This window comes from Marinifilum flexuosum, from assembly GCF_003610555.1.
Taxonomy (GTDB): domain Bacteria; phylum Bacteroidota; class Bacteroidia; order Bacteroidales; family Marinifilaceae; genus Marinifilum; species Marinifilum flexuosum.
The window spans coordinates 77,401-104,231 of the sequence record NZ_RAPQ01000008.1; the positions used below are offsets into that span (position 1 = coordinate 77,401).

Sequence of the window (26,831 nt, forward strand, 5' to 3'; positions counted from 1 at the left end):
TGCGTAGAAGATAAGTAATGGAAAATAATCGGGATATTTTTATTGCGAAACTGGATCGTTTTATTCGCAAATACTACCAAAATTTACTATTACGTGGATTTCTGCTATGTATTGTATTGCTTTTAAGTTACTGTTTCCTAATTTCTTTTTCCGAATATTTTTTATACCTATCGGTAGCTGTTAGAACGACATTAATCTTTTTATTTTTTGTATTAATTATTGTTTTAGGATATCAGTTTCTAATTCGTCCAATTGTTGGATTATTAAAAATTGGAAAACGAATTTCGTATCGACAAGCAATTGATATTATTTCAACACATTTTCCAAATCTTCAGGACAAACTAATCAATACCCTTGAATTAACGGAGCAAGCCGAACAATTGAATCAAAATGAGAATTCTTTGCTCTTGGCCAGTATCCATCAAAGAATCGAATCGGTTAAAATTATTCCTTTCCGAAAAGCAGTTTCGTTTAAGGCAAATTATAAATATTTAAAGTACCTTTTTGCCATTGCAACTGTAATTGCTTTAGTACATTTTTTAATCCCTGATATGTATTCAAACAGTACGGAAAGACTTGTTAATTACCGTACAAAATACACGCCTCCTGCCGATTTTTCATTTGAGTTGGATCATTGGACTGGTAGAGCAGTTAAAGGCTCAAATTTTAGCTTAAAAGCTCACACCAAAGGGAAGTACATTCCAAGTGAAGTGTACTTGCTTACAGACAATTCGAGGTTTTTGATGAAAAAAGAAAATTCGATAGAATTTTCCTATTTATTTCGAAATATCAACACAGATATCAAATTTAGACTACAATCAGGAAATGTAATTTCTGAAGAATTTAAAATTGAAGTGATTTCGAAGCCAGGCATTAAAAATTTTTCTATTTCAATAAAATCTCCAGCCTATACAAATTTGCCTTTGCGGATTGAAAAAAACATCGGAGATGTCAGTGTACCAGAGGGTTCGGAATTGGAGTGGATGTTTGAAACTGACTTTTCAAGTGCAGGAGAATTAATTTTTTCTGATTCACTGAATCCTAGCCCGGTAATTTTAGATGGAAATAGACTTAAATTTTCACGAAAAATCAGGAAACCAAACTCATATAGAATTTATCTAAGTAATAATGAATTTAATAGAGAATCCTATGCAAAATACAATGTCGATGTAATTCCTGATTTGTATCCACAAATTAAAATTGCAAGTATGCAAGATTCTTTGATCGAATCGGGATATTATTTTCGTGGTCAGATAAAAGATGATTATGGATTTTCAAAATTGAGATTTGTATACGAAGCAGATAATTTATCTCCGGTTTACATTCCAATATCTTTGAATCGAAAATTAAGTGCACAGGAGTTTTTCTTCTCTTTCGATTTTGCATCTGAAAATTTTCAAGAGGGAAGCAACGTAAAATATTATTTCGAAGTTTTCGATAATGATGGTATTAATGGAGCAAAGAAAGTAAGTTCACAACAATTCAATTATTACATTCCTAATTCGAAACAACTTTATGATTTAAACTCTGCTGTCCAGGATAGCATTGGAAGTAAAATTAACCAGAGTATTCAATTAAGTGAATCCATTCAACAGGATATTTTGCGCATGCAAAAAAACACATTGGATGGATCGGCAGAGAAATGGCAGCAGGAACAATTGCTTAATGAGATAGGAAATAAGAAAAAGCAGTTAGATAATTTGTTGCAAGAGGTGATCCAGGAAAATCAGCGTAAAAATCGTTTGATGAACTCAGCCAGAATGGATGATCCACTTTTAATGGAAAAGCAAAAGCAAATAGAAGATTTGCTTGAAAAAATAATGGATCCCGAACTACAGAACTTGTTTGATGAGTTCAATAAATTAGCCGAAGATCTTAATTCTGAAGACATCAATAAGTTAGGAAATCAGCTAAAAATGTCGGTTGATGATTTTCAAAAACAATTGGATAGGAATCTGCAATTGCTTGAAAGATATGAGATTGAAGTTCGCGTTAAGCAATTGACAGATCGAATTAATAAATTGGCTGAACAGCAAGATATATCTGCGGATAAGAATCGACGAGATGCTGAAAAAATAAGGCAAGATCAGAAGTTGGGAGAGGAAAAGTGGAATGAATTAAAAGAAGATTTAAAAGATGTTCTTGATAAAAATTCCTCTATTCAGAAACCATATGATTTCGATGGAGATTTAAATGATCTTCAGGATGAAATTGATGAAATGATACAAGAATCAAATCAATTTTTTGAGAACAATAAATTTGGTAAAGGGGCAAAGAATATGAAAAATACCTCTTCCAAACAGAGGAGTTTTGCTCAAAAACTGAATGATAATATTGCCAATAGTACTTCAGCGCAAATGACTGCTGATATTGGAAATTTAATTCGATTGATGAATAATTTGATTGAATTTTCTTTTCAGCAAGAAGAGGTTTTAAAGAGCTTTAAAAGAATTGGATATTTAAATCCAAAGTATGTTAAAATGATTGAAAAACAAGGTGATCTAAAAGAAGAATATGCTCTTATACAAGATTCTTTAATCACCTTATCAACCAGGTCACCTCAGGTTGCCTCATTAATTGGTAATAGAATATTCAATATCGAAAACGAGTTGGAAAAAGTCATTACTGAAGCAAGTGAGAGAAGAAAAATACAAGCAGCTACAGCGCAACAAAAAGTTTTAACTGACGTTAATGAGTTAAGTGTATTTTTGTCGGAAGCCTTGAAACAGATGATGGAGCAAATGGCAAATGCTATGCCTGGAGATCAAATGGGAGATAAGAAAGGTGGACAACCATCTTTTTTAGATTTGAAATCTGATCAAAAATCGCTAAAAAAAATGCTGGAGGAATTAATTTCTGATATGAAAAAAGGAAAGTCGGGAAAAGAGTCCAAAGAGAAGTTGGGCAAATTTCTACAGCAACAAGAAATGTATCGTCAAAATTTGCAAGAAATGCTTCAAAATGGAGGTCTTGGAAACGAAAGTGAGAAAATCTTACGTGAAGTAACCAAAATGCTTGACCAAATGGAGTCGGACATTTCTAATTTTTCGATAAATTCGAATATGATTTTACGCCAAAATCGTATTTTTTCAAAATTATTAGAAGCTGAAAATGCCCATAGAGAAAAAGATTTTGATAAAAAACGAGAAAGTAATTCAGGAAATATTTTAAAATTGAGTAACCCTAGAGAAATATTTGAGTATAAAAGAGTACGAACAGATTTTGAAGGAGTATTCTATGACTCAAATGTAAAATTGTTCGACTATTATAATAAGTTGTACTTGGATTATATGATAAAACTTAATAATGACTAAATCTGATAACTTGTTGGTATTTCCATCTGAACTAGAAAACATAAGTAGGGTTGAAAGATTAATAGATGATATTTCATCTTCCTACAATTTAAGCTCTGAAATTTACGGTAAGATTTCAGTTGCCATTATTGAAGCTGTTAATAATGCCATTCTTCATGGTAATAGATTAGATGTCTCAAAAAACGTAAAAGTTGAGTACAACATCAATGAAGAAGCCATTCAGTTTATTGTTGAAGATGAAGGATCTGGCTTTGATTTTGAAAATATTCCTGATCCAACTTTACCTGAAAATATTGAAAAAACTCATGGTAGAGGTATTTTTCTTATGAATCATTTAGCTGATGATATTGAATTTTGCGAAAATGGCGCATTAGTTGATATGAAATTTAGATTTGCATAGATGTTGATTACATATAATTCGTGTGAAACAGAAATTCCCGCGATTGATCAAAAACGCATTAGCGATTGGGTCAGTCGCGTTGTCGTTAATAATGGCGGCGAAATAGGAGAGGTAAATTATTACTTTTGCTCCGATGATTACCTGTTGGAAATGAATCGTGAACACCTTAATCACGATTATTATACAGATATAATAACCTTCGATTACACCGTAGCTAATATTATCTCGGGAGATCTTTTTATAAGTGTTGATACAGTACGTGATAATGCGGAAGAGTACAAGTGTGAGTATTTAGACGAACTCCATCGTGTTATTATTCATGGTATACTGCATTTGTTAGGTATTGATGATAAAACTGATGAAGATCAGGCGATCATGACACAAAAGGAGGATGAATCATTAGCATTACTTTCCAAGATTATTTAAATTTGTGAAATTTTTTAATTTATTTTGCTGGATTACAAGATGTTAGAAAACGCTGCTGTTTTCTAGTGTTTTGATATTCAGTGGATTAGTTTAATTTGTTTATCTTTGTAGGTAAATAAGGAATAAAGAATACAAATATCTTATAATAGTATGTTGCCTAAATATGATGTAATAGTAGTAGGGGCTGGACATGCCGGATGTGAAGCAGCAACAGCTGCAGCTAATCTTGGTTCATCTGTTCTTTTAATAACAATGGACATGAACAAGATTGCCCAAATGTCTTGTAATCCGGCAATAGGTGGAATTGCGAAAGGTCAAATTGTTCGAGAACTTGACGCATTAGGCGGATATACCGGTATTGTTACAGATCGTTCTTCGATTCAATTTAGAATGTTGAATAGATCGAAAGGACCAGCAATGTGGAGTCCAAGAGCACAATGTGATAGAATGATTTTTTCAGCAGAATGGCGCAAAATTGTTGAAAATACTGACAATTTAGACATGTGGCAGGATGCTGTAGTTGGAATTATTGTTGAAGATGGTGTTGTAAAGGGTGTAAAAACCAAACTAGGAATTGATATACTTTCTGAAACTGTTGTATTGACCAATGGAACTTTTCTGAATGGATTAATGCATATTGGACGAAAGCAAGAAACAGGAGGCCGATCTGCAGAACCAGCATCATTTGGTATTAGTGAACAATTAAAGTCTTTTGGATTTGAAGTAGGAAGAATGAAAACTGGTACGCCAGCCCGATTAGACGGAAGAACCATTGATTTTTCTGTAATGAGAGAGCAGGGGGGTGAAGAAGGTTTTTATCAATTTTCTTACCTTAATAATCATGTAGAGAAAACGCTTCGCCAGAGACCTTGTTATATTACTTATACAAATCCTGAAGTTCATGATAATTTAAGGGAAGGGTTCGAAGATTCTCCAATGTATAATGGTACCATTCAAAGTACAGGTCCAAGATATTGTCCAAGTATTGAATCTAAACTTTCAACCTTTGCTGAAAAGAATGAACATTTGTTATTCTTGGAACCAGAAGGGGAGCATACGCATGAATATTATATTAATGGATTTTCATCAAGTTTACCTTGGGATGTTCAATTAAAAGCACTTCAAAAAGTTCCGGGATTGGAGAATGTAAAGATGTATCGTCCTGGGTATGCAATAGAGTATGATTACTTTGCTCCAACTCAATTGTTCCATACTTTAGAAACCAAAATTATCTCAAAACTGTATTTTGCAGGTCAAATTAATGGAACTACAGGATATGAAGAAGCCGGTGCTCAAGGAATGATGGCAGGTATTAATGCAGCTTTATCGGTTCAAGCTAAGCCAGAATTTACCCTTAAAAGGGATGAAGCTTACATTGGAGTTTTAATTGATGATTTGGTTACAAAAGGGGTAGATGAACCATATCGAATGTTTACATCTCGAGCAGAATATAGAATTTTACTTCGCCAAGATGATGCAGATGTCCGCTTAACTTCAAAAGCATTTGATTTAGGTTTGGCTGATCAGGAAAGAATGGATCTACTTGAAGAGAAGATTCTGTACAGAGACAAATTGTTTCAATTTTGTAAAGAGTTTAGTTGTAAACCAAAATTCTTAAATCCGGTATTGGAAAAATTAGGAACGAGTCCTCTGAAACAAGGAGTCAAATTATATGATATTATTTTGCGTCCTCAAGTAGGTATTCAAGATCTTATTGAAGATGTAACACCATTAAAAGAAATGGTAGATGAAATTCCAAATCGTAAAGATGAAATTATCGAAGCAGCTGAGGTTTTAATAAAGTATAGCGGATATATCGATAGAGAAAAACTAATAGCTGACAAGCTTACGCGTTTGGAAAATATCGATATAAAAGGTAGATTTGATTATATGACATTACAATCTTTATCTACCGAAGCCAGACAAAAATTGGATAAGATTCAGCCTCAAACAATAGGACAGGCATCACGTATTTCGGGTGTCTCACCAAGTGATATAAACGTTCTTTTGGTGCTTATGGGACGATAATGTTCCACGTGGAACCAAGGAGTATTTTTAAAAAGTTTACTCCTTAAAACGCCCGAAATCGATCTCCTTGTTGTAAACAAAGGGAAAGTTTCGGGCCTTTTTGTAAGTGTATTTATGCTCTTAAAATCTCTATCATGAAAGATCAAAAATTTAAAATATCGGGTAAAATTGTAGATGTAATTTCACGAGAAATAATTCAAGGTGAAATTGAAGTAGTTGATGGATACATTAAATCAATTGTTCCAAAACAAGATGTTCCCAATCGATATATTGTACCAGGATTGGTCGATTCTCATATGCACATCGAAAGCTCTTTGTTAATTCCAAGCCGATTTGCAGCCGAAGCGGTAAAGTGTGGAACCTTAGGCTTGGTTACCGATCCTCACGAAATTGCAAATGTATTGGGCGAAATAGGCGTAGACTTCATGATTAATGATGCAAAAAAGGTTCCTCTTGAAATTAAATTCGGAGTTCCTTCTTGTGTTCCGGCAACAAAACATGAAACCTCGGGTTTTGTTTTAGATAGTAATATTGTGGAAAGTTTGCTCAAAAGAGAAGAGGTAGTTTGCCTGGCAGAGGTGATGGATTTTGTAGGAGTTGTAGAGGAAGATCTTGAAGTGCTCAAAAAAATAGTAGCCTGTAAAAAGTTAGGAAAAAAGATAGATGGTCATGCACCAGGTTTAAAAGGTACAGATCTGAAAAAATATGTTGCTGCAGGAATTTCAGCGGATCATGAATGTTCAACCATTGAGGAAGCATTAGAGAAAATTGCTTTAGGTATGATGATTCAAATTAGAGAGGGGAGTGCTGCAAGAGATTTTGATTCGTTATGCTTTTTACTCGAATCGCATCCTGATAAGGTGATGTTGTGTACAGATGATCTTCATCCGGATGATATGGCGGAAAATGGTCATATCGATTACTTAATTAAGAAAGGGCTGAATAAGGGATATGATATTTTTAATTTACTTCGAGCTGCAAGTTACAATCCAATCCACCACTATGGTTTGGATTTAGGATTACTTCAAATTGGGGATTCCGCCGATTTCATTGTGGTGGATAACCTTGAACAATTCTCGGTAATGGAGGCATATCGAAAAGGGAAGTGCATATTAAAAAATGGCAATCCTTCTTTTGAGGTTCACAACGAAATTCTATTGAATAATTTTAGTCGTAAACCTATTAGTCTAACTGAAATTTCTGTCGCCCCTAAGAATGGTAAAATAAAAGTAATGGTTGCTAAGGATGGAGATTTAATCACAGATTCTATCTTATGTGATCCTAAAATAGAGAATTCAAATCTTGTTGCTGATGTAGAAAATGATCTTTTAAAAATGGTTGTCATGAGTAGGTATGACAATGGGAAACCAGTTGTAGGTTTCGTTAAAGGTTTTGGTTTTAAAAAAGGTGCCATTGCGGAAAGTATAGCTCATGACAGTCATAATATTATTGCCATTGGAACTAGTGATGAAGAGTTGATGTATGCCATAAATACCTTAATTGATTTAAAGGGGGGAATTGTTGCAGTTAGTAACAGTAAGAGTAAATTTGTGAAGCTTGAAGTGGCAGGCTTAATGTCTAATAAAACCGGGAGTAAACTTATACAAGAATACTCAGGATTGTCTGAATTTGCATCAGAATTGGGTTCCGATTTTGAATCGCCATTTATGACACTTGCTTTTATGTCACTTCTGGTTATTCCAAAATTGAAGTTATCCGATAAAGGTTTGTTTGATGTAGACCAATTTAAAGTGGTAGATTTATTTGCCAACGAATAGTAATTCTCTCTTTCTGATTCGATGATTAAAAACAAAAACATTGACCATTTAAAGTCGCTGATTTCAGCTTTACCTGAAGAACCAGGCGTGTATCAATTCTTCGATGAGAATAGTACCATTATATATGTAGGAAAAGCCAAGAGGTTAAAACGAAGAGTAGCCTCTTACTTTAACAAGGTTCATGATAATGCTAAAACCAATATCATGGTCCGAAAGATTTCTGAGATACGACATATTGTTGTGAACTCGGAAGAGGATGCATTGCTATTGGAGAATAACCTTATTAAAAAGCATCAACCAAGGTATAATGTATTATTGAAAGATGATAAATCTTTTCCCTGGATATGTATTAAGAAGGAGAATTTCCCACGTGTGTTTGTAACAAGAAACCTTGTAAAAGATGGATCGGAGTACTTTGGTCCATATACAAGTGTAAAGATGGTAAGAACGCTTATGGATATGATTCGATCTTTGTACAAGCTTCGAACATGTAATTTAAGTTTGAATTCGGAAGGGATTTTAAATGGAAAATTTAAGCTTTGTTTAGAATATCATATTGGTAATTGTAAGGCACCATGTGAAGGTAAAATCAACCAGGAAGAATACAACGAGACAATTCAAGCAATAAGGAATATACTCAAAGGAAATATTAGAATGGTTACGTCTCATCTTAAAGAAAAGATGACAGACTTAGTAGTGGAGTATAGGTTTGAAGAAGCACATTCTATTAAAGAAAAACTTGAACTCTTAGATAAATATCAAAGCAAATCTACTATAGTAAACCCATCAATTAATAATGTTGATGTCTATTCTATTTTAGAGGATGAAGAATCGGCCTACGTTAACTTCTTAAAAGTGGTAAATGGAGCAATTATTCAGGCACACACAATTGAGTTAAAAAAGAAAATAGAGGAGAGTAAAGAGGATTTATTACTTATGGCAATTACTGAAATTCGACAAAAGATATATAGCACAGCCAAGGAGATCTTGGTGCCTTTCGAAATAGATTTGCCTTATACTGGAGTAAAATGCTTGATTCCACAACGCGGTGACAAACGAAAATTACTGGACTTATCTTTACGAAATGTCAAATATTACCGTCTCGAGAAGTTAAAACAGGGTGAGAAATCAAGAAAGCAATCCAATTCGGATCGAATTATGGAAAGAATGAAAACCGATTTGAGATTGAAAGATCAACCGATTCACATTGAATGTTTCGATAATTCAAATATACAAGGAACAAATCCGGTTGCTTCCTGTGTTGTATTTCGAAATGGCAGACCGTATAAAAAGGATTATCGACACTTTAATATTAAAACCGTGGTTGGTGCAAATGATTTTGCCTCCATGGAAGAAATCATTTACCGTAGGTATAAGAGATTGTTAGACGAAAATCAGACATTACCTCAGCTAATAGTTATCGATGGAGGTAAAGGGCAGTTGGGCGCAGCTCTAAATAGTTTAGGCAAATTAGATTTAAGAGGTAAAATATCTGTCATTGGTATCGCGAAGAAATTAGAAGAGATTTATTTTCCAGGTGATCCTTATCCATTATACTTAGATAAGAATTCTGAAACATTAAAAATCATTCAATATTTAAGAAATGAATCGCATCGATTTGCAATAACTTTCCATAGACAAAAGCGCTCTAAAGCATTTATCGGTTCCGAATTGGATAAAATTGATGGAATCGGTCCAAAGACTGTTCAAAAGTTAATTCAAAGGTTTAAGTCTGTTGATAATGTGAAGAAGGCTACTTTAAATGAAATATCAGAAGAAATAGGAAGTTCAAAAGCCTTAAGTGTTTGGAAATATTTTAATTAGAATAATTCATTTAAATAGAATTATTGGCTGTAATTTACTCCTTTTCAGACATTTACAAGAATAAAAGCATTTAGAAAAACAATTGATATAACTCTTTAGAGCTTATTTTATTAAAGTATAAGTCTAAATACATATCGTTAAGTTTGTTGTAAATCAATGAATTAGTATGATTAGATCCTTTGATTTTTTCAAGAAATAGATTAAAATCTTCGTTTTTAATGCAATTGCCCGAAATATCGATCTCGGTAATGACACCTTTTTCGATCTGCATTTCGATTTCTAAAATTTTACCTGAAGGATAATTGCAAATTTTCTCGAACCTGTAATTTGGAGAATATCCAAAATTCCATTCCCAACTTTCGAATTTATCTGTTTTTAAATTTTCAATGGCATTAATGTCTTCATCTGAAAAAGTAAATTTATTTGAATTGGGATAAGTAAGGCCAAATTCACGAATGACTTTATCTGCAAAATCTGATATAGAAATGGGAGAGGATAGATATTCTGATATATTCGTTACACGACTTCTAATGGACCTAACGCCTCTATCTTTAAACTTCAATGGATTTACCTTTAATAGATGGTTTAAACGCTTTAAATCGCTTGAAAAAAGCATTGTGCCATGTTGTAAAACTTTGTTCTTGTACACATGGGATGCATTTCCCGAAAATTTTTTTCCATCAATGGTTAAATCACTTTTTCCTTCGAATTTTGCATTTACACCAAGTTTTTGCAATACTTGAATAATTGGCGAACTGTAGCCTTTAAAATCGACTAACTTTCCTTTTTCTCCTTTTTTGATCAGGCAATAGTTTAGATTACCAAAGTCATGATAAACGGTTCCTCCTCCTGATAAACGACGAACAACAGGAATATTTTCTTCATTTACACGATCAAGATTAATCTCTGCAAGTGTGTTCTGATGTTTTCCAACCACCAGAGAATCTTGATTAATGTATAGGAAAAAGAAATCTTCATCGTAGTTTTTAAGAAGATATTCTTCACAGGCAAGATTGTAATATGGATTGTTTGAATTGCTAATGAAATAATTCATGATTTTGATTTTGTTTTTCTAACACAAATATGATTAATATTTGTGAAATGTCTTAATTTAGACTCAGTTTTAATAAGTTATTTTTTTTGAACATGTCATCGATTTCATCAATCGATCTTAATTGGAGTAACTTATCTTTAAAAACGATTATAGTTTAAAATATCTTAAAAAAAATTTAGTTATGCGTGTTGTAATACAACGAGTAAGTAAAGCCTCTGTAACAGTTGAAAACGAAGTTGTTGGTAAAATTAATGAAGGTCTGATGATTTTGGTTGGAATTGAGAATGAAGACAAGAAGGAAGATGCTGATTGGTTGAGTAAAAAGATATGTAATCTCAGAATTTTTGATGATGAAGAGGGTGTAATGAACAAATCTTTACTTGATGTAAAAGGCAACATATTAACGGTTAGTCAATTTACATTGCATGCTAAGACCAAAAAAGGGAATAGGCCATCATACATAGCAGCTGCAAAACCTGATATTTCAGTCCCTTTATATGAGTACTTTGTGGAAAAATTAAAAAATGAATCTGGGGCAAATGTAGAGACAGGAAAATTTGGTGCCCATATGGAAGTTGCTTTGGTGAACGATGGACCAGTTACGATATTAATAGATACCAAAAACAAAGAATAGATGGATAACTTAACGATTAAAGAAGCCCAAAAAAGAGTGGATGACTGGATTAAGGAATATGGTGTTCGCTATTTTAATGAGCTTACCAATATGGCTATTCTTACCGAAGAAGTAGGCGAAGTTGCCAGAATCATATCGAGGAAATATGGAGAGCAATCGTTCAAAGAAAAGGACAAGGAAATCGATTTGGCTGATGAAATGGCAGATGTACTTTGGGTTTTGATCTGTTTAGCCAATCAAACTGGTGTTGATTTGAATAAAGCATTAATTAAAAACCTCGAGAAGAAAACCAATCGAGATGCGAATCGGCACAAGGAAAATACGAAACTTTCTACTGATTAATGAAATAAGATCAAAATCAGGCACAAAGAACTGTTTTTTTATTTAGTTTTGTAGCTTCACGAAGAGTACTGAAAAGTACGAAATGGAAAAATCAGCGAAAATATTCGCAACCGGTTAAAATTTAATTAATTACATTTTTGAAACGTCAAAAAATGAAGAAAAACATTTTAGAGATCTTGAAAACGTACAATTTAGAATTGAACGATCAAGAAGTAGCAAATCAAGTTAAAGAGATTATTGCTTCTGATTATGATTCATTGTACAGTGTAGAGAATTTAAAGAAGAACTTTTCGTTAATCGATCTTACAACTTTAAATTCTACCGATACACACGAAAGAGCCAAAAGTTTTGCTGATAATGTAAATAACTTCCGGAATGATTTTGACATGCCAAATGTTGCTGCCATCTGTGTATATCCATACCAGGTTCCAACATTAAATGAAAACTTAAAAGCAGAAGGAGTAAATATTGCTTCTGTGGCCGGTGTTTTCCCATCTTCTCAATCATACATTGAAGTTAAGGCATTAGAATGCAAAATGGCTGTTGAAAAAGGAGCAGACGAAATTGATATCGTTATTTCGATTGGAGCATTCCTTGCTGGTGATTATCAAACAGTATTCAATGAGATTGTAGCTCAAAAAGAAGCTTGTGGAAAAGGACACTTGAAAGTGATTCTAGAAACTGGCGAGTTAAAAACAGCAACGAATATTAGAACGGCTTCAATTTTAGCAATGGAAGCTGGTGCAGATTTCATTAAAACATCAACAGGTAAAGTTCCTGTTAATGCAACTTTAGAAGCTGCTCATATCATGACTCAGGCAATTGCGGAATATCATGAGAAAACTGGCAGAATGGTTGGATTTAAACCTGCAGGTGGAATTTCAACAGCAAAAGATGCCATTGAATTTTACTCAATTTCTAATAGAAATTTGGGAGAGAAGTGGTTGAACAATGAGTACTTAAGAATTGGTGCCTCAAGTTTAGCAAATAATCTTCTTACCGAGATTCATAAAATAGAAACAGGAGAAGAAAAGACAATCACATATTTTTAATATTGTGAATATAATTTTAAGAAAGGGTCGGAAAAATTTTCCGACTTTTTTCGTTAAATGCAAAAAAAATATTTAACTTCAGAAAAAATATTGATAATATAAATAACCCTGCTGTTAATTTTTAACTCGATGTACAAAGAATCTACAGAACATCTGCTATTAAGAATAAAAGAGCTTGAAGCTGAGTTAAAAGCTGTAAAACAATCGTTTGGAGCAAAATCTGGTTTGGTAAAACATTTATTAAGAAATGCAAAAAGCCAAACGCAAGAGTATTTGTCTGTAATTGATTCGGACTTTACCCTTATAGAAGTAAACAAAAATCGTTTAAGTCAACTAGGTAAAAAAAGGAATGAAATTATAGGAGATAAGTGCTACAAAGTATTTTACGATTTAGATAAAGAGTGTAGGGAGTGTATTGTTAATGAGGTTATTAGTTCAAGAAGCGCAAATCGTTTTTTAAAATCATACGAATTTAATAATGCCATTAAGTTTGAGGAGAAAACGGTTAGCCCAATTCTAAATGAAGAGGGATTTGTTGAGCGTTTGGTTATCGAAAGTAAGGATATTAGTGGTTATTATCAACTAGTAGATAAAGTAGGGCAAAGAGAAGAGTTTTTTAAAAACATTTTCGAATCAGCTGGAGATGCATTTTTAATTCATGATTCCCATGGTAATATTTTGGATTTCGGCTCCAAATTGCCAATTTTATTGGGTTATAGCCAGGAGGAGTTTAAAAGATTATCCTTAATTGATATTGATGATCCACGTTATTCTATGAAAATTGACAGCCGTCAGGAGCATATGAAGGATAAGGATCATTTATTATTTGAAACTGAATTAATTTGTAAAACAAGAGAAAGAATTCCTGTTGAAGTAAGTGCAACCTTGATTCCTTTGCAAGGGCAGAGGTTATTTTTCGTTTCTCTACGTAATTTAGAAAAGAGGAGAAAAGCAGAAGAAGATTTGAAAATAAGTGAAAAGCGATTTAGAACTTTAGTGGAGAATGCACCGGATCTTATAATGCGATTCGATAAAAACTACAAGCATTTGTTTGTTAATTCTGCAACAAAAACTCTTTTGAATATTGATCCTGAAGAATTTATAGGAAAAACACACGAAGAACTTGGTTTTCCAGAACACATGTGTAAGTTTTGGGAAGAAGAAATGAACAAAGTTTTTCAAAGTTCGAAGTTAAAAGCTGTCGAGTTTTCAATTCAGATCGATGGGGAAGATAAATATTTTGATTGGCAGTTAATTCCTGAGTTTGATGAAAAAGGTCAAACAGAAACGATTTTGGCCGTTGCCAGAGACATTACCGCTCGTAAATTGAATGAAAAAGCACTGGAAGAGGCAGTGAAAACAAAAGATAAGTTCTTTTCAATTATCGCGCATGATTTGAAAAACCCTTTTAATGCGATGTTACCTATCGTACACATTTTAAAGGAGAATCATATTGATATGCAAAGGGAACAGCTTTCTGAAATGATCGAACTAATTGATTCTTCGGTAAAGCAGGAATACAATCTTTTGAAAAACCTTTTGGAATGGTCAAGAGCACAAACAGGTGCAATCAAATTAAAACCTGAGAGCATTCAGCTGCGAGATCTCCTTGATTCAAATCTACTGCTTCATAGGGCAGTAGCTGAGGGTAAAAATATTTCCATTGAAGTGGATGGTGTTCAAGCTAATGTTTTGTCGGATAAGTATATGCTTGAAACCGTTATCCGCAATCTGATTTCGAATGCGTTAAAGTTTACCGAAATAGACGGTAATGTAAAGATTCAAATTACTGAGAATAAGGACCAGGTAATTTGTAGTGTTCAGGATAATGGAATAGGAATTAGTCCTGAAAATCAGCAAAAACTATTCAGAATTGACACCAATTATACCCGATTGGGAACAAAAGATGAATCAGGAACAGGATTAGGACTAATACTTTGTAAAGAGTTTATAGAAAAAAATGGTGGAAACATTACAGTAAAAAGTGAGGTAGCTGTAGGGAGCAAGTTCACTTTTAGTTTGCCTAAAGCTACCTAATTATGCAGTTCTTGAGATGGTGTATTCAACCAGTTCCTGCAATGATGTATTGGCTTCGGATTCAGAAAAATCAGATAGAATTTCTAAGGATTTCTGTTTATATTCCAGCATTTTATCTCGAGTATAGTCGATACCACCTTTTTCCTTTACAAACTGAATTAACTCATTAACTTTTTCAGTATCTTTGTTATGTTTTTTAATGATTTTAAGAGCCCATTTGCGTTCCTTATCAGAAACATTTCTGAGTACATATATCAATGGGAGAGTGAGTTTCTTTTCTTTGATATCATTACCTGTTGGTTTCCCAATATTGCCTTGCTTTTCGTAATCGAACAAATCATCCTTCATTTGGAAGGCAACTCCTAGGTATTCACCAAATTTCTTTAGTTTTTCTTGCTGATCTTTAGTAGCGCCAACCGATAAAGCACCCAGTTGAGTACACGAGGCTATTAAGCTTGCAGTTTTCTTGTAAATGATATCAAAGTAAACATCTTCAGTAATGTCTAGCTTACGCGATTTTTCAAGCTGTAAAAGTTCACCTTCACTCATTTCTCTAACAGCATCCGAAACAACTTGTAGCTGATCATATTCCTTATTCTCCAGTGCAACTAGCAATCCTTTTGAAAGCAAGAAATCACCAACTAAAACCGCAGCTTTTGATTTCCAAAGTGCATTAATAGAGAAAAAACCTCTTCTTTCGTAAGCTTCGTCAACAACATCATCATGAATAAGTGTAGCAGTATGTAGTAATTGAGTTAAAGCAGCGGCAACGTAAGTCGATTCTTGAATATCACCAAGCAACTTGGCACTAAGAAAGGTAAGTATAGGTCTTACTTCCTTACCTTTACGTTTAATAATATAATTATTGATAATATCCAGTAAGCGAACTTTGCTTTTCATCGATTCCTTAAAGTAAGAATCAAACTGTTTCATTTCCTTTTCAATAGGAGCTTTTATAATACTAATACTGCTTTTTTTCAAACTCATAGAAACCAAAGTTAATAATTTAAACTTCTCATGGAAGTCTTGCTGGATCTAAATTTTCAGATACAAATATCTCGTTTTTATTAAGACTACAAATAAATTATATACAAAACGAGAAATTTAAATATTTCAATATGATTGTAGCACTCATTCACGAATATATTTATATATTTGCATTTGATAATTTACGTGATTAATCTTAGTGTATGAAAATTAAAGAATTAGAACCTGAAAAACTGGAGCAGGCGGCTAATATGCTAAAAGCAATCGCCCATCCAATGAGAATTGCAATTTTGGGTTATCTGGAAGATGGTAAGAAGCTGACGGTGACTGAAATTCATGAATTACTAAAAATAGAACAATCTACAACTTCTCATCATTTGGGAATTTTAAAAGATAAAGGTGTTCTTTCATCAAAACGAGAGGGAAAAAACACTTATTATTTCTTAAAGCACTGTAGTTTGAGTAATATTGTTGATTGTATCAGCAATTGCACACATGGATAAGACTTAAAACCGGATAAAACCGGTTTTTTTATTATATAAACAATGACAAAGATTAGATTAACAAAAGAGTTCCGATTTGAAATGGCACATGCCTTATGGAACTACGATGGATTGTGTAAAAACATTCATGGTCATTCTTACATTTTATTTGTTACGGTAATTGGAGAACCCATTACCGATAAGACAAATCCTAAATTGGGAATGGTAATGGATTTTGGAGAATTGAAGGGAATAGTATCAGAGGAAGTTGTTGATCAGTTGGATCATGCATTGGTTCTTAGTAAGGATACTCCGAATATCGATCAATTAAATATCCCACAGATGTTCGATCGATTTTTTGTAATGGATTATCAACCAACCTGTGAAAATATGATTGCGGATTTTGCAGAAAGAATTAAAGCAAGACTACCAAAGGGAGTTGAGCTTCATTCATTGAAACTGCACGAAACGGCAACTTCATTTGCAGAGTGGTATGCTTCCGACAATCAATAAGGTTTAAAAATATAGGATGAGCCCGAATTAGATATTCGGGCTTTTTTATTGCTCCTAATTTTCAATCCATCCTGTAATTATTCATTAATAATTACTCATTGATAATTGCGATAGCAGTATTATCTTGTATTTTTGTTTGGATACATTAAATACATACAATTTTTATGCACTCATCAGCTAGCAATTCTGGCAAAAAGCTATTTTTATTAGATGCTTTTGCCTTGATATACAGATCGTATTACGCATTTATAAAAAACCCAAGATTTACTTCAACAGGCATTAATTCTTCTGCCATGTTGGGATTTACCAATACCTTACTCGAAGTATTGGAAAAAGAGAAACCATCGCATATTGCGGTTGTTTTTGATCCTGTGGGACCAACTTTCCGTCACGAGATGTTCAAAGAGTACAAAGCGCAGCGTCCGCCAATGCCTGAGGATCTTCGTAAATCAATCCCTTACATCAAAAGCATTATTCAAGGTTTTAATATTCCTGAATTGGATGTGGAAGGTTTTGAAGCAGACGACGTTATTGGAACTTTGGCTAAGAAAGCTGAAAAGGAAGGGTTTTCGGTTTACATGATGACTCCCGATAAGGATTATGCACAGTTGGTGAGTGAAAACATTTTCATGTACAAACCTAAACGATCGGGAAAAGAAGTAGAAGTATGGGGATTGCCTGAAGTTCAAGAAAACTTTGGAGTAGAAACTGCAGATCAGATTATCGATTATTTGGGGTTAATGGGTGATTCGGCAGATAATATTCCTGGTTGTCCTGGTATTGGACCAAAGACTGCACAAAAATTGATTGGATTGTATAAATCAATAGATGGACTCTATGAGAATACCGATCAGTTAAAAGGAAAGCAGAAAGAAAAAATTGTAGCTTCAGAAGAGCAGGTTCGATTTTCGAGAGAGTTGGCAACAATTGCATTGAATGCTCCTATAGATTTCGATGAAGAGAAATTTAAGTTGATAGATTTCGACGAAGCCAAATTGAGAGCCATTTTTAAAGAATTGGAATTTTTTACGCTTGCTGAAAGAGTGTTTAAAAATCAAACTGAACTTTTCGACTCTCAGAATGAGAAATCTACGGACAGTGATTCGACAGAAGAAAAAGAAATCATTCTCAGAGACATAAATACTTTGAATTCTAAGTTTTTTATGCTTGATAACGAGCAGGTAAGGGCTGATTTAAAGGCAGAATTGTGCGTTCAAAAAGAGTTTGTTTTTAGAACAATTTTGTCTGATTCCGATCCAAACACTTCAAAATTGAGAGGCATGTGCTTCTCTTTTAAGAGCGACAAGTCTTTTTTTGTTCCATTTCCGGAAAATTTGGAAGAAGCAAAAAAAATTGCTCAAGAATTCAAATATATTTTTGAAGATGAGAAAATCATCAAAATTGGTCACGATTGCAAAAAAGACATTTTAGCACTTCGTTGGTTGGGCTGTGAAGTAAAAGCTCCAATTTTTGATACGATGATTGCACATTACCTGATTCAACCAGAATTGAAGCATGAATTCTCTTTTGTGGCAAATTCTGTTTTGAATTACAATGTAATTCAGGAAGAGGTGAAGGGGAAAGGCAAAAAAGCTCAACTGAGTTTGATGATGGAACCTGAACCAGTCAAACATGATCGGTATTGCGAAGAAGTTGTACTGGGTTTAGAGCTTAAATCGGAGCTTGAAAAGCAAATGGAGGACAATGGCCTAATCAAGTTGTTTAATGAGGTAGAAATGCCTCTAATGAGCATTTTGGCCGACATGGAATTCAATGGTGTATCGCTTGACGTTCCAACTTTAAATGATTACGCCAAAGTACTGAACGAAGAGGTAAATGGGATAGAGGCTGAAATCAAAGAAATGGCAGGTGTTGAATTCAATGTAGCATCGCCAAAACAGTTGGGAGAGGTCTTGTTCGAAAAAATGGAATTGGATAGCAAAGCCAAGAAAACCAAGTCAGGACAGTACTCAACTTCTGAAGCTGTACTAGCCAAACTTAAAGGCAAGCATGAAATCATTCAAAAGATTTTGGATTTCAGATCGCTGAAAAAGTTGATTTCGACCTATGTGGAAGCTTTGCCAACCTATATTAACCAGGCATCAGGAAAAATTCATACATCATTCAATCAGGCAGAAGCCGCAACGGGTCGATTGAGTTCTACCAATCCAAACCTGCAGAACATTCCTATTCGAACAGAGCAGGGAAGGTATATCCGTAAGGCATTTGTTCCTTCAACGGATGAGCACATATTCCTTTCTGCCGATTACTCGCAGGTAGAATTGCGTTTGATGGCACATATGAGCAAGGATCAGAACATGATTGATGCCTTTAATCATGCTGCAGATTTCCACCAGGCAACAGCCGCAAAAATTTACAAGCTCCCAATTGAGGAGGTTAGCAAAGACATGCGATCTCGTGCGAAAACCGCTAATTTTGGTATCATATACGGTATTTCAGCATGGGGATTGGCCGAACGCCTGGATATCTCAAGAAAAGAGGGAAAAGAGCTTAAAGACGGATACTTTGAATCTTATCCTGAGGTAAAAGCCTTTATGGATGCCAGTATCGAAAAAGCCCGCGAGGATGAATATGTGGAGACTTTGATGGGACGTAGAAGATACTTGAAGGATATCAATTCGAGCAATGCGATTGTACGCGGAGTGGCCGAAAGAAATGCCATTAATGCGCCAATTCAAGGCTCTGCAGCCGATGTTATCAAAATTGCAATGATCAACATCGACAAACGCATGAAAAAGGAGGGAATGCAATCAAAAATGATCATTCAGGTACATGATGAATTGAACTTTGATTGTGTGAAATCTGAATTGGAACAAATGAAGGTAATCCTTCGCGAAGAAATGGAGAATGCAGTGCAGCTTTCGGTACCTCTTACCGTTGATATGGGGGTAGGAGAGAACTGGTTGCAAGCACACTAAATCATCAGTTATAAAATATTACAAATGCCGAATGGAGATTGAATTCTTTGTTCGGCGTTTTTTTGATCTTAATGGTAAATGATAATGTAATAATTGGTATATTTATGTTATGAAAAAATCCGTAATATATACTTTAACTGATAACTTTGAATCTCAAGCGCATTCAACTTCAGAAGGAGTTGAATTTTGGATGGCTAGAGATTTGCAACACCTTTTAGGTTATTCAAAATGGGATAATTTCCAGGGAGTTATTTTAAAAGCAAAAACAGCATGTGAGCTTTCAGAGCAAAAAATTGAAGACCATTTTGCTGACGTCGGGAAAATGGTCGTAATTGGTTCAGGAGCGGAAAAGAAAATCTCCGACATTATGCTTACAAGATATGCTTGTTATTTAGTAGCACAAAATGGAGATCCTAGAAAAGAACAAATAGCATTTGCTCAACGTTATTTTGCTGTTCAGACCAGAAAAGCTGAATTAATAGAGCAAAAAATGCTTGAACACGAAAGAGTTCAAGCCAGAAATAAACTCAAAGAGACAGAAAAAGAATTGTCTCAAGTTATTTTTGAACAAACAGGAGGGAATCAAAATTTTGCTATTATCAGGAGTAAAGGGGATGCCGCTTTATTTGGAAGAACTACTCAACAAATGAAGGAGAAGTGGGAAATTAAAAATAAACCTTTAGCTGATTTTATGCCAACCATTTTATTAAAAGCTAAGGATTTTGCTACTGAGATTACCATTTTTAATGCAAAGGAAAATGAAATGAGTTCTGAGCGTCAGATTTCAAATGAGCATATAACCAACAATGAAACTGTAAGAAAAACATTGATATCCCGTGGAATTCAGCCTGAAAACTTAGATCCAGAAGAGGATATAAATAAGATTGATAGAAGACTTAAAAGCGATGAAAAGAAGAGTTTAAAAAATCCTAAAAAATTAAAATAGAATAACAATTGCTAAAAATTTGCACTAAAAAAATTAACGTAATCCTTCGTGAAGAAATGGAGAATGCAGTGCAGATTTCGGTACCATTTACCGTTGATATGGGGGTAGGAGAGAACTGGTTGCAAGCGCACTAAATCATCAGTTATAAAATATTACAAATGCCGAAAGGAGATGAAGTTCTTTGTTCGGCATTTTTTATATATAATTAAATAGAATCCTCTGTAGTCCTGTATTTACCGATCGGAGTTAATAAAATAGCGTCTGAGTAGTCATTAGACCCATTTGAGTAAGGTAGATACCCTTTTGAGTAGGCCAAATACCCATCAGAGTTAACAATTACCCCTTCTGAGTAGCGAAAATACCCATCGGAGTAACCAGGTAAGCCGTCTGAGTTACTGAAACACCCTTCTGAGTTACAAATATTGGCGTCTGAGTTAACTCAAATCAGTAAAAATGCTACTCAGAGAGGAATGTAATTAACTCAATTGCTAAATTTTCTTACTCAAAAGACAATATAAAAAACTCATTTGGTCATATTGCATACTCAATGGGTTCAAATGGCAACAAGAGGGTAGTGCTATTACAAATGAATATCCATATCGGTAGGAGTGTTGTTAAAGAAAAAGCTCATTCCTTCCGCAGAAAGAATGAGCTTTTTTATATCAATTTTATTTAAGCTTCAGGCAAATAACTTAATCCTTTTGCCCTATTCCTTTTTACTTGTTTATTGCATGCAATCCAATGCTGCCATCTAAAATACCTACGTATTCGTTATTGCTTTCAAGAACCTCGATGGCACGAAGTAAAGTTTTGTCATCGCGCAAGCTGAATTCTATGCCTCCTTTTTGGTAGTGATATCTCTTCACGATTTCGTGAGCCAGAAGCTCTTTTAATTCATCTTTGAAGCGTTGTATGTCGCGATCTAAATTAGGTGCTAATTTAGCCTCTAATGCATCAAATTCATCAGTCGAAATATCAAAGTTCTTCTCTTCTTTGGCCGATTTCTTCAATGCTTTTAAGATCTCAGTACTTTCTGATTTGTAAGTGAAATCTTTACTTTCCTTCACAAATTCAACAAACTCATTAAAAAGATCATCGCTTACTTTAAATTCTTTAGCAGATTCAATGCTTTCCGTTTTGTTTGCATAAAGGGTAGCAAAATCAAAGAACATAAAATCACGTATCATATTTAAACTTAAAATACTGTAGGTGTCAGCATCTACTTTTATATCAGGAAGAATACCTCCGCCATCATATACCGAACGACCATTTTTAGTATGATATTCCGTTATCAAGGAATCAGCAACTTTACCAACGCTGCCATCTTCGTTTCTGTTGCTGTAATCCAAAGCCTGAATACATCTTCCACTAGGGATGTAATACTTGGCTGTAGTTACCTTTAATTTGGTATTGTAAGTAAGATTTCGGGTAGTTTGAACCAATCCCTTACCAAATGTTCTATTACCTAGTACAACGCCTCTATCAAGGTCCTGAATCGCGCCAGAAACAATTTCCGAAGCCGAAGCCGATCCTCTGTTTACCAGTACCGCGATAGGAATCTCAGAATCAAGTGGCGACTTTGTTGCTTTGTAGCTTTTGTCCCACTTAGAAACTTTCCCTTTGGTACTAACAATATCTTCACCTTTATTCACAAAAAGGTTGGTAATTTCAATTGCCTGATCCAACAAACCTCCTGGGTTTCCTCTTAAGTCTAATACAATCGATTTGGCATTTTGCACCTTTAATTCTTTCAATGCATTTTTCACTTCACCTGCCGATTTGTTAGTGAATTGGTTAAGGTGAATGTATCCTATTGAGTCGGTAATCATGCCATAGTAAGGAACCGATTTAAGCTGAATTTTTTCACGAACCAACTTTTTATCCATGGTTTTCTTTACACCAGGGCGTTTGATTTTAATGGTAAGCGGAACGTTAGGTTGGCCTTTTAACAAGTTGCTCACATCATCGGTGCTTTTATCTTTGGTTGATGTCCCATTGATCTCAAGCATCACATCACCCGCTTTTAAACCCGCTTTATAGGCAGGAAAACCTTCGTAAGGTTCTGCAATAATAACTTCATCTTTGTGTTTACTGATTAAAGCTCCAATTCCAGCATACTCACCAGTTGTCATCAATTTAAAATCTTCAATATCTGATTCTGATATATAGGTGGTATATGGATCGAGAGTTTTTAGCATGGCATCCATACTCTTTTTTACCAAGTCACCCGGATCAATTTCATCTACGTAAAACAAGTTCAATTCTCTGAACATGGTGTAGTAAATATTCAGGTTTTTACTGATTTCAAAATTTCTCTCATCCCTGCTGAACCCGAAAAATGCCGCACTACAAAACAGTAGAATAGCCAGCATCCAAATGGCTCCTCTTTTTCCTCGAAGCTTCATATATTTCTTTTTTAATTGATATTTTTAATTAACCCTTGCGGAGATTTCCCTATCAAACACTAATCACTTAGCAGTATAATTTTATTAGTAGGTAATAACAAATATAGGCAATCCCGACGGAAATCTAACACCTTTAACATTTCTTAACCCTATTGCATTGAATTACAATGAATGTGCCAGAATAAACTCTAACAAGCTTACGATAAATTTACTAAATTGTTTTTTTGAACTTAAATGACCATTAATCTGTTATCTATTGCCTTTTATTAAGGCACAGGATCATGACCATGTCCACCCCAGGGATGACAGGATAAAATTCTCTTGATAGCAAGATAAGATCCTTTAAATGGGCCGTGTTTTTTTAAAGCTTGAATGGCGTAGGAAGAACAGGTAGGAGTATACCTACAAGCAGAAGGAGTAAGGGGAGAAATAAAATACTGATAGAACTTAATCGGCAGAATCATGATGAACAGAGCTGCCTGTTTCAGTAGGTTTAGAATGTTTTTCATATTCTCTAGGAATTCGTTGCATTGCCTTTTTTAATTGCTCTTCCATATCCTTTGTTTCCATGATTTTTTTAGGAAGATATACAATCATAAAAGCAATTTGAACTTCTTTTTTCTCTAGCTCTTCGTAAAGCTTGTGTTTATTTAAACGGTAAATTTCCCGAATTCGTCTCTTTAAAAGATTTCTCTTAGGTGCTTGCTTAAAGTTTCTTTTAGAGACAGTTATGGCAACTTGTGCTGGATATTCGGAATGAAGATCAGCAGCTTTCCAAACCACTCGAAAAGGATAACAGGTAAATCCGTTCCCTTCGGAAAATAGTTTGCCTATAAGAATCTTGTGAGTGAGTCTTTCAGCTTTTTCAAAAGTAAAACGTGTTTTACGTGTCATGCTATTCAGGATTATACTACAAAAATCGACAAAAAAAGGGGAAAACAAATTCCCCTTCTTTTTTTTATGTGGCTATAGACTATTTGTCTTTATTGTCTTTGTTATATTTCTTGATGAATTGATCCAAAGCCATAGTCATAGATGGAGCTTGTGGCATTGGAGCCTGAATATCAAGTCTTAACTTCGCATCGTTAACTGCTTTTGAAGTAGCAGGTCCGAATGCAGCAATAATTGTATTGTTTTGCTCAAACTCCGGGAAGTTTTGTAACAAAGAAGCAATACCTGATGGGCTATAGAAAGCCAAGATGTCGTAATTAACATCCGCTAAATCAGATAAATCGCTACTTACAGTACGATACAAAATTGCTTTCGTATACTTGATTTTGTTTTTATCAAGTAAAGCAGGGATTGATTGTTTATGAATATCTGAAAGTGGAATCAGGAATTTTTCTGATTTGTGCTTCACGATAATATCCATTAACTCTTCAAAACGTTTTTCTCCAAAGAAGATTTTTCGTTTTCTGTAAACGATGTACTTCTGAAGATAGAATGCAGTTGATTCAGAAATACAGAAATATTTCATATCATCAGGAACTGTAATTCTTAATTCCTCACAAACTCTGAAAAAATGGTCAATAGCCGTTCTACTAGTAAAAATAACAGCTGTGTGATCTAAAATATTGATTCTTTCCTGTCTAAATTCTTTGGTTGAAACACCTTCAACTTGGATGAAAGGACGAAAATCAATTTTCAAATTGTATTTTTCTGCCAAATCAAAATACGGTGACTTTTCGGTTTGGGGCTTGGGTTGTGATACCAGTATAGTCTTGATTCTCAAAACACTAGAGTTTAGTTCAACAATTCTTTACACCGCCTTATACCAATGATATTAACAGTTTGTAAATCACAAGTAAGGGCAAAATTTCCAAGGCACAAAGGTACAAAATCATATAAAATATTGAAACATGTTTGCGAAATAATATTTTAATCCCTCGAAATAGTCGAAATAAATAAAATATTAGAGCAATAACTAAACCTGTATTTAGTAGTAGATATGCAGCAAAATCAGCTATGAAAGGTACGCTAAGGGTAATTGGCAAAAGAAAAATTCCAAGATTTTTATTGTAGATAAAAACGTTGTGCAGGTATTCTTTTCCCTCTTTTACACCATCAAAAATGTATGCCAATGTCCTTATCACGACAAATTTTCCGAAGTAAATTATCAGAAAAGTAGCTAATGTATAAAGGAAGGTTAGCAAGCTTGTTCTGATACCAGAATCGGAATACCAATAGTTGTAATATAGTACTGTAAAAAATGAGGCATTGATAAAAAACAATCCATTCAAGAAAATACTTCCTCGAAGGTTTCTCATATTTTTCTCCAGAAATAAATTGCTTGAAACTTGGTAATTGATAATTGCATCAATCAGGCGCTGAAGATATTTACCGAATGAAAACCGAATAATTGCCATTAGAATCACCACAAAAAGGCTAACACCTACCATCCAATCACTTTGAGAGCTTTCAATTAGCTTTCCTTCTTTGACTAATGGTCTTTCAATACTATCAGTAAGGATTGAATCTCGAAGTGAGATAGGATTTAGATGAATTGAGTCTGTTATGGTACTATCAGCAATAATTTTGACTGTCTGATCAGTTGTATCTTTCCCATTATTTAAGCTATCTAGCTTAAAATTGACTTGAAAAGAAGAATCTTGAAATGCCGTTTTATGAACGGGAGAGACTGATGAGTTGATGAAAGCCATTATAATTCGTGTACCATTACCACTAATTAATTACAAAGATAATTTTATTTTATTGAGCTCTTGCATGAAGCAAAAAGAAAGCCCGTAAATTTCTTACGGGCTTTGGGTTTTAAATTTCTTCGTATCCTATTAAGCGTTTTATTCTAAGCTTTTCTTTTTCATTAGCATTTAGCTTTTTGTCGCTCTTTAAAACTTGTCTTTCCCATGAACCATACATCGGATTAGGCAGCACAATAAATTTTGCTCCGAAAAGATTTTTCATGCGATCAACTTTTCCGAAACCATAATTTTCTGACCTGTCTTCTAAAATTTCATCAAAATCTCCAATGTTATCACCAGCAAGAATCAGAATATCATGCGTTTCGCTCACCTTATTTCTTCTTACAGTTTTTACACTAGTATTGGTTTTTAGCAGAATGTGTGCTTTATCTGCAAAAGGAAAACCTAGCTCTTTAAGGTTTTGTAATGTTTTGTTTGTAGCAGAAGTATCTCTGTTAGAAATGTAAAAAGTTTCAACCCCTTTCGATTCAGCATATTTTAAAAACTCCAATGCTCCTGGCGTTGCCTGAGCCTTTGCCATATCGGTCCACTCTTTCCATGCTGTTGATGAATAAGATTTTCCTGTTCTAATGGAGTTGGTTTCGAATGGACTATTGTCCAGAACTGTTTCGTCAATATCAACCACAACGGCTTTGGCTTTTTTTCCAGAATAAGTAGCCAATTGTTTGTCTAAAGATAGTTTGGCAGCATTAAATGCCTGATAGTATAAAGCTCTGCATTCTGATGCTCTCTGATACCATAGAGTAGCCATTACCAAATGTTCATTTGGGTTTTGTGTATCCTTATTGTTTGCAGGATTTTGCTGACAAGCAAACAGGCCGGAAGCGATTAGAATCGCAAAAAATATTTTTCTCATGTGAGTTTGTGTTATAATTTTAAACTTTCACCTTCTTTTTGATGATCGGATTTACACGGAAAGGAAAAATAAATGGTTTAAATTCGAAGATAAT

Annotated in this window: 23 protein-coding genes; 15 read left to right on the forward strand and 8 right to left on the reverse strand. The window is 34.2% G+C overall.

The window, feature by feature from the left end:
* Positions 1-17: 17 nt before the first annotated feature.
* From BXY64_RS00400 to uvrC, 6 genes are all read left to right on the forward strand, one after another.
* Positions 18-3,314, forward strand: a complete 3,297-nt coding sequence (locus BXY64_RS00400) for a DUF4175 family protein (protein WP_120238028.1) — start codon at positions 18-20, stop codon at positions 3,312-3,314.
* Entirely contained in the window at positions 3,307-3,714 is a 408-nt protein-coding gene (locus BXY64_RS00405; protein WP_245996561.1) for an ATP-binding protein, read from the forward strand. The genes BXY64_RS00400 and BXY64_RS00405 overlap by 8 nt, the downstream gene beginning before the upstream one ends.
* Positions 3,715-4,140: an rRNA maturation RNase YbeY gene (ybeY, locus tag BXY64_RS00410; RefSeq protein WP_120238029.1), complete on the forward strand. Its 426-nt coding sequence runs from the start codon at positions 3,715-3,717 to the stop codon at positions 4,138-4,140.
* Positions 4,141-4,290: 150 nt separating this feature from the next.
* Positions 4,291-6,168, forward strand: a complete 1,878-nt coding sequence (gene mnmG, locus BXY64_RS00415) for a tRNA uridine-5-carboxymethylaminomethyl(34) synthesis enzyme MnmG (protein WP_120238030.1) — start codon at positions 4,291-4,293, stop codon at positions 6,166-6,168.
* Positions 6,169-6,302: 134 nt separating this feature from the next.
* Positions 6,303-7,946 carry an adenine deaminase gene (gene ade / locus BXY64_RS00420; protein WP_120238031.1) on the forward strand — a complete coding sequence of 548 codons (1,644 nt, stop codon included), beginning with the start codon at positions 6,303-6,305 and terminating at the stop codon, positions 7,944-7,946.
* 21 nt (positions 7,947-7,967) lie between these two features.
* Positions 7,968-9,770, forward strand: coding sequence for an excinuclease ABC subunit UvrC (gene uvrC, locus BXY64_RS00425; protein ID WP_120238032.1), 1,803 nt, complete (start codon positions 7,968-7,970; stop codon positions 9,768-9,770).
* Positions 9,771-9,840: 70 nt separating this feature from the next.
* Here uvrC and BXY64_RS00430 read toward each other — a convergent pair whose 3' ends face one another.
* Positions 9,841-10,824, reverse strand: coding sequence for a lipoate--protein ligase (locus BXY64_RS00430; RefSeq protein WP_120238033.1), 984 nt, complete (start codon positions 10,822-10,824; stop codon positions 9,841-9,843).
* A gap of 181 nt (positions 10,825-11,005) precedes the next feature.
* Between BXY64_RS00430 and dtd the strand changes: the two genes are divergently transcribed.
* The 4 genes from dtd to BXY64_RS00450 all read left to right on the forward strand — a co-directional run bounded on the left by dtd (position 11,006) and on the right by BXY64_RS00450 (position 14,889).
* The gene (gene dtd / locus BXY64_RS00435) at positions 11,006-11,458 is read left to right on the forward strand and encodes a D-aminoacyl-tRNA deacylase (protein WP_120238034.1); all 453 of its coding nucleotides are present in this window, start codon (positions 11,006-11,008) and stop codon (positions 11,456-11,458) included.
* Positions 11,459-11,800 (forward strand): nucleotide pyrophosphohydrolase, encoded by a 342-nt coding sequence (locus BXY64_RS00440; RefSeq protein ID WP_120238035.1) that lies wholly within the window; start codon positions 11,459-11,461, stop codon positions 11,798-11,800.
* Between the two features lie 152 nt (positions 11,801-11,952).
* Positions 11,953-12,852: a deoxyribose-phosphate aldolase gene (gene deoC / locus BXY64_RS00445; protein WP_120238036.1), complete on the forward strand. Its 900-nt coding sequence runs from the start codon at positions 11,953-11,955 to the stop codon at positions 12,850-12,852.
* A 129-nt stretch (positions 12,853-12,981) separates the two neighbouring features.
* Complete coding sequence (locus tag BXY64_RS00450) at positions 12,982-14,889, forward strand: PAS domain-containing protein (RefSeq protein ID WP_120238037.1); 1,908 nt, start codon at positions 12,982-12,984, stop codon at positions 14,887-14,889.
* On the opposite strand, the gene BXY64_RS00455 is transcribed toward BXY64_RS00450, so the two are convergent.
* The gene (locus tag BXY64_RS00455) at positions 14,890-15,876 is read right to left on the reverse strand and encodes a polyprenyl synthetase family protein (RefSeq protein ID WP_120238038.1); all 987 of its coding nucleotides are present in this window, start codon (positions 15,874-15,876) and stop codon (positions 14,890-14,892) included.
* Positions 15,877-16,079: 203 nt separating this feature from the next.
* On the opposite strand from BXY64_RS00455, the gene BXY64_RS00460 reads away from it, so the two are divergent.
* The 5 genes from BXY64_RS00460 (at position 16,080) to BXY64_RS21580 (ending at position 20,890) form a co-directional block, all read left to right on the forward strand.
* Positions 16,080-16,379 (forward strand): ArsR/SmtB family transcription factor, encoded by a 300-nt coding sequence (locus tag BXY64_RS00460; RefSeq protein ID WP_120238039.1) that lies wholly within the window; start codon positions 16,080-16,082, stop codon positions 16,377-16,379.
* Between the two features lie 42 nt (positions 16,380-16,421).
* Positions 16,422-16,871 (forward strand): 6-pyruvoyl trahydropterin synthase family protein, encoded by a 450-nt coding sequence (locus tag BXY64_RS00465; RefSeq protein ID WP_120238040.1) that lies wholly within the window; start codon positions 16,422-16,424, stop codon positions 16,869-16,871.
* Between the two features lie 164 nt (positions 16,872-17,035).
* Positions 17,036-19,810 (forward strand): DNA polymerase I, encoded by a 2,775-nt coding sequence (gene polA / locus BXY64_RS00470; protein ID WP_120238041.1) that lies wholly within the window; start codon positions 17,036-17,038, stop codon positions 19,808-19,810.
* 109 nt (positions 19,811-19,919) lie between these two features.
* Positions 19,920-20,756, forward strand: a complete 837-nt coding sequence (gene dinD / locus BXY64_RS00475; RefSeq protein WP_120238042.1) for a DNA damage-inducible protein D — start codon at positions 19,920-19,922, stop codon at positions 20,754-20,756.
* An 8-nt stretch (positions 20,757-20,764) separates the two neighbouring features.
* On the forward strand, positions 20,765-20,890 hold the full coding sequence (locus BXY64_RS21580; RefSeq protein ID WP_262706493.1) for a hypothetical protein: 126 nt from the start codon (positions 20,765-20,767) through the stop codon (positions 20,888-20,890).
* A 582-nt stretch (positions 20,891-21,472) separates the two neighbouring features.
* Here the strand turns inward: BXY64_RS21580 and BXY64_RS00480 are convergent.
* The 6 genes from BXY64_RS00480 to BXY64_RS00505 form a co-directional block, all read right to left on the reverse strand.
* Positions 21,473-23,161 carry a S41 family peptidase gene (locus BXY64_RS00480; RefSeq protein WP_120238043.1) on the reverse strand — a complete coding sequence of 563 codons (1,689 nt, stop codon included), beginning with the start codon at positions 23,159-23,161 and terminating at the stop codon, positions 21,473-21,475.
* Positions 23,162-23,427: 266 nt separating this feature from the next.
* Entirely contained in the window at positions 23,428-23,625 is a 198-nt protein-coding gene (gene yidD / locus BXY64_RS00485; RefSeq protein WP_245625798.1) for a membrane protein insertion efficiency factor YidD, read from the reverse strand.
* Positions 23,609-24,055 carry a ribonuclease P protein component gene (locus BXY64_RS00490; protein WP_120238045.1) on the reverse strand — a complete coding sequence of 149 codons (447 nt, stop codon included), beginning with the start codon at positions 24,053-24,055 and terminating at the stop codon, positions 23,609-23,611. The genes yidD and BXY64_RS00490 overlap by 17 nt, the downstream gene beginning before the upstream one ends.
* Before the next feature lie 79 nt (positions 24,056-24,134).
* Positions 24,135-24,893 carry a uroporphyrinogen-III synthase gene (locus BXY64_RS00495; protein ID WP_120238046.1) on the reverse strand — a complete coding sequence of 253 codons (759 nt, stop codon included), beginning with the start codon at positions 24,891-24,893 and terminating at the stop codon, positions 24,135-24,137.
* A gap of 37 nt (positions 24,894-24,930) precedes the next feature.
* Entirely contained in the window at positions 24,931-25,821 is an 891-nt protein-coding gene (locus BXY64_RS00500; protein WP_120238047.1) for a DUF4271 domain-containing protein, read from the reverse strand.
* A gap of 109 nt (positions 25,822-25,930) precedes the next feature.
* Complete coding sequence (locus tag BXY64_RS00505) at positions 25,931-26,737, reverse strand: 5'-nucleotidase, lipoprotein e(P4) family (RefSeq protein WP_120238048.1); 807 nt, start codon at positions 26,735-26,737, stop codon at positions 25,931-25,933.
* Positions 26,738-26,831: the final 94 nt, after the last annotated feature.

Coding starts and splice junctions, on each gene's coding strand:
- BXY64_RS00400 (WP_120238028.1), top strand. CDS start 18: ATGGAAAATAATCGGGATATTTTTATTGCGAAACTGGATCGTTTTATT.
- BXY64_RS00405 (WP_245996561.1), top strand. CDS start 3,307: ATGACTAAATCTGATAACTTGTTGGTATTTCCATCTGAACTAGAAAAC.
- ybeY (WP_120238029.1), top strand. CDS start 3,715: ATGTTGATTACATATAATTCGTGTGAAACAGAAATTCCCGCGATTGAT.
- mnmG (WP_120238030.1), top strand. CDS start 4,291: ATGTTGCCTAAATATGATGTAATAGTAGTAGGGGCTGGACATGCCGGA.
- ade (WP_120238031.1), top strand. CDS start 6,303: ATGAAAGATCAAAAATTTAAAATATCGGGTAAAATTGTAGATGTAATT.
- uvrC (WP_120238032.1), top strand. CDS start 7,968: ATGATTAAAAACAAAAACATTGACCATTTAAAGTCGCTGATTTCAGCT.
- BXY64_RS00430 (WP_120238033.1), bottom strand. CDS start 10,824: ATGAATTATTTCATTAGCAATTCAAACAATCCATATTACAATCTTGCC.
- dtd (WP_120238034.1), top strand. CDS start 11,006: ATGCGTGTTGTAATACAACGAGTAAGTAAAGCCTCTGTAACAGTTGAA.
- BXY64_RS00440 (WP_120238035.1), top strand. CDS start 11,459: ATGGATAACTTAACGATTAAAGAAGCCCAAAAAAGAGTGGATGACTGG.
- deoC (WP_120238036.1), top strand. CDS start 11,953: ATGAAGAAAAACATTTTAGAGATCTTGAAAACGTACAATTTAGAATTG.
- BXY64_RS00450 (WP_120238037.1), top strand. CDS start 12,982: ATGTACAAAGAATCTACAGAACATCTGCTATTAAGAATAAAAGAGCTT.
- BXY64_RS00455 (WP_120238038.1), bottom strand. CDS start 15,876: ATGAGTTTGAAAAAAAGCAGTATTAGTATTATAAAAGCTCCTATTGAA.
- BXY64_RS00460 (WP_120238039.1), top strand. CDS start 16,080: ATGAAAATTAAAGAATTAGAACCTGAAAAACTGGAGCAGGCGGCTAAT.
- BXY64_RS00465 (WP_120238040.1), top strand. CDS start 16,422: ATGACAAAGATTAGATTAACAAAAGAGTTCCGATTTGAAATGGCACAT.
- polA (WP_120238041.1), top strand. CDS start 17,036: ATGCACTCATCAGCTAGCAATTCTGGCAAAAAGCTATTTTTATTAGAT.
- dinD (WP_120238042.1), top strand. CDS start 19,920: ATGAAAAAATCCGTAATATATACTTTAACTGATAACTTTGAATCTCAA.
- BXY64_RS00480 (WP_120238043.1), bottom strand. CDS start 23,161: ATGAAGCTTCGAGGAAAAAGAGGAGCCATTTGGATGCTGGCTATTCTA.
- yidD (WP_245625798.1), bottom strand. CDS start 23,625: ATGATTCTGCCGATTAAGTTCTATCAGTATTTTATTTCTCCCCTTACT.
- BXY64_RS00490 (WP_120238045.1), bottom strand. CDS start 24,055: ATGACACGTAAAACACGTTTTACTTTTGAAAAAGCTGAAAGACTCACT.
- BXY64_RS00500 (WP_120238047.1), bottom strand. CDS start 25,821: ATGGCTTTCATCAACTCATCAGTCTCTCCCGTTCATAAAACGGCATTT.
- BXY64_RS00505 (WP_120238048.1), bottom strand. CDS start 26,737: ATGAGAAAAATATTTTTTGCGATTCTAATCGCTTCCGGCCTGTTTGCT.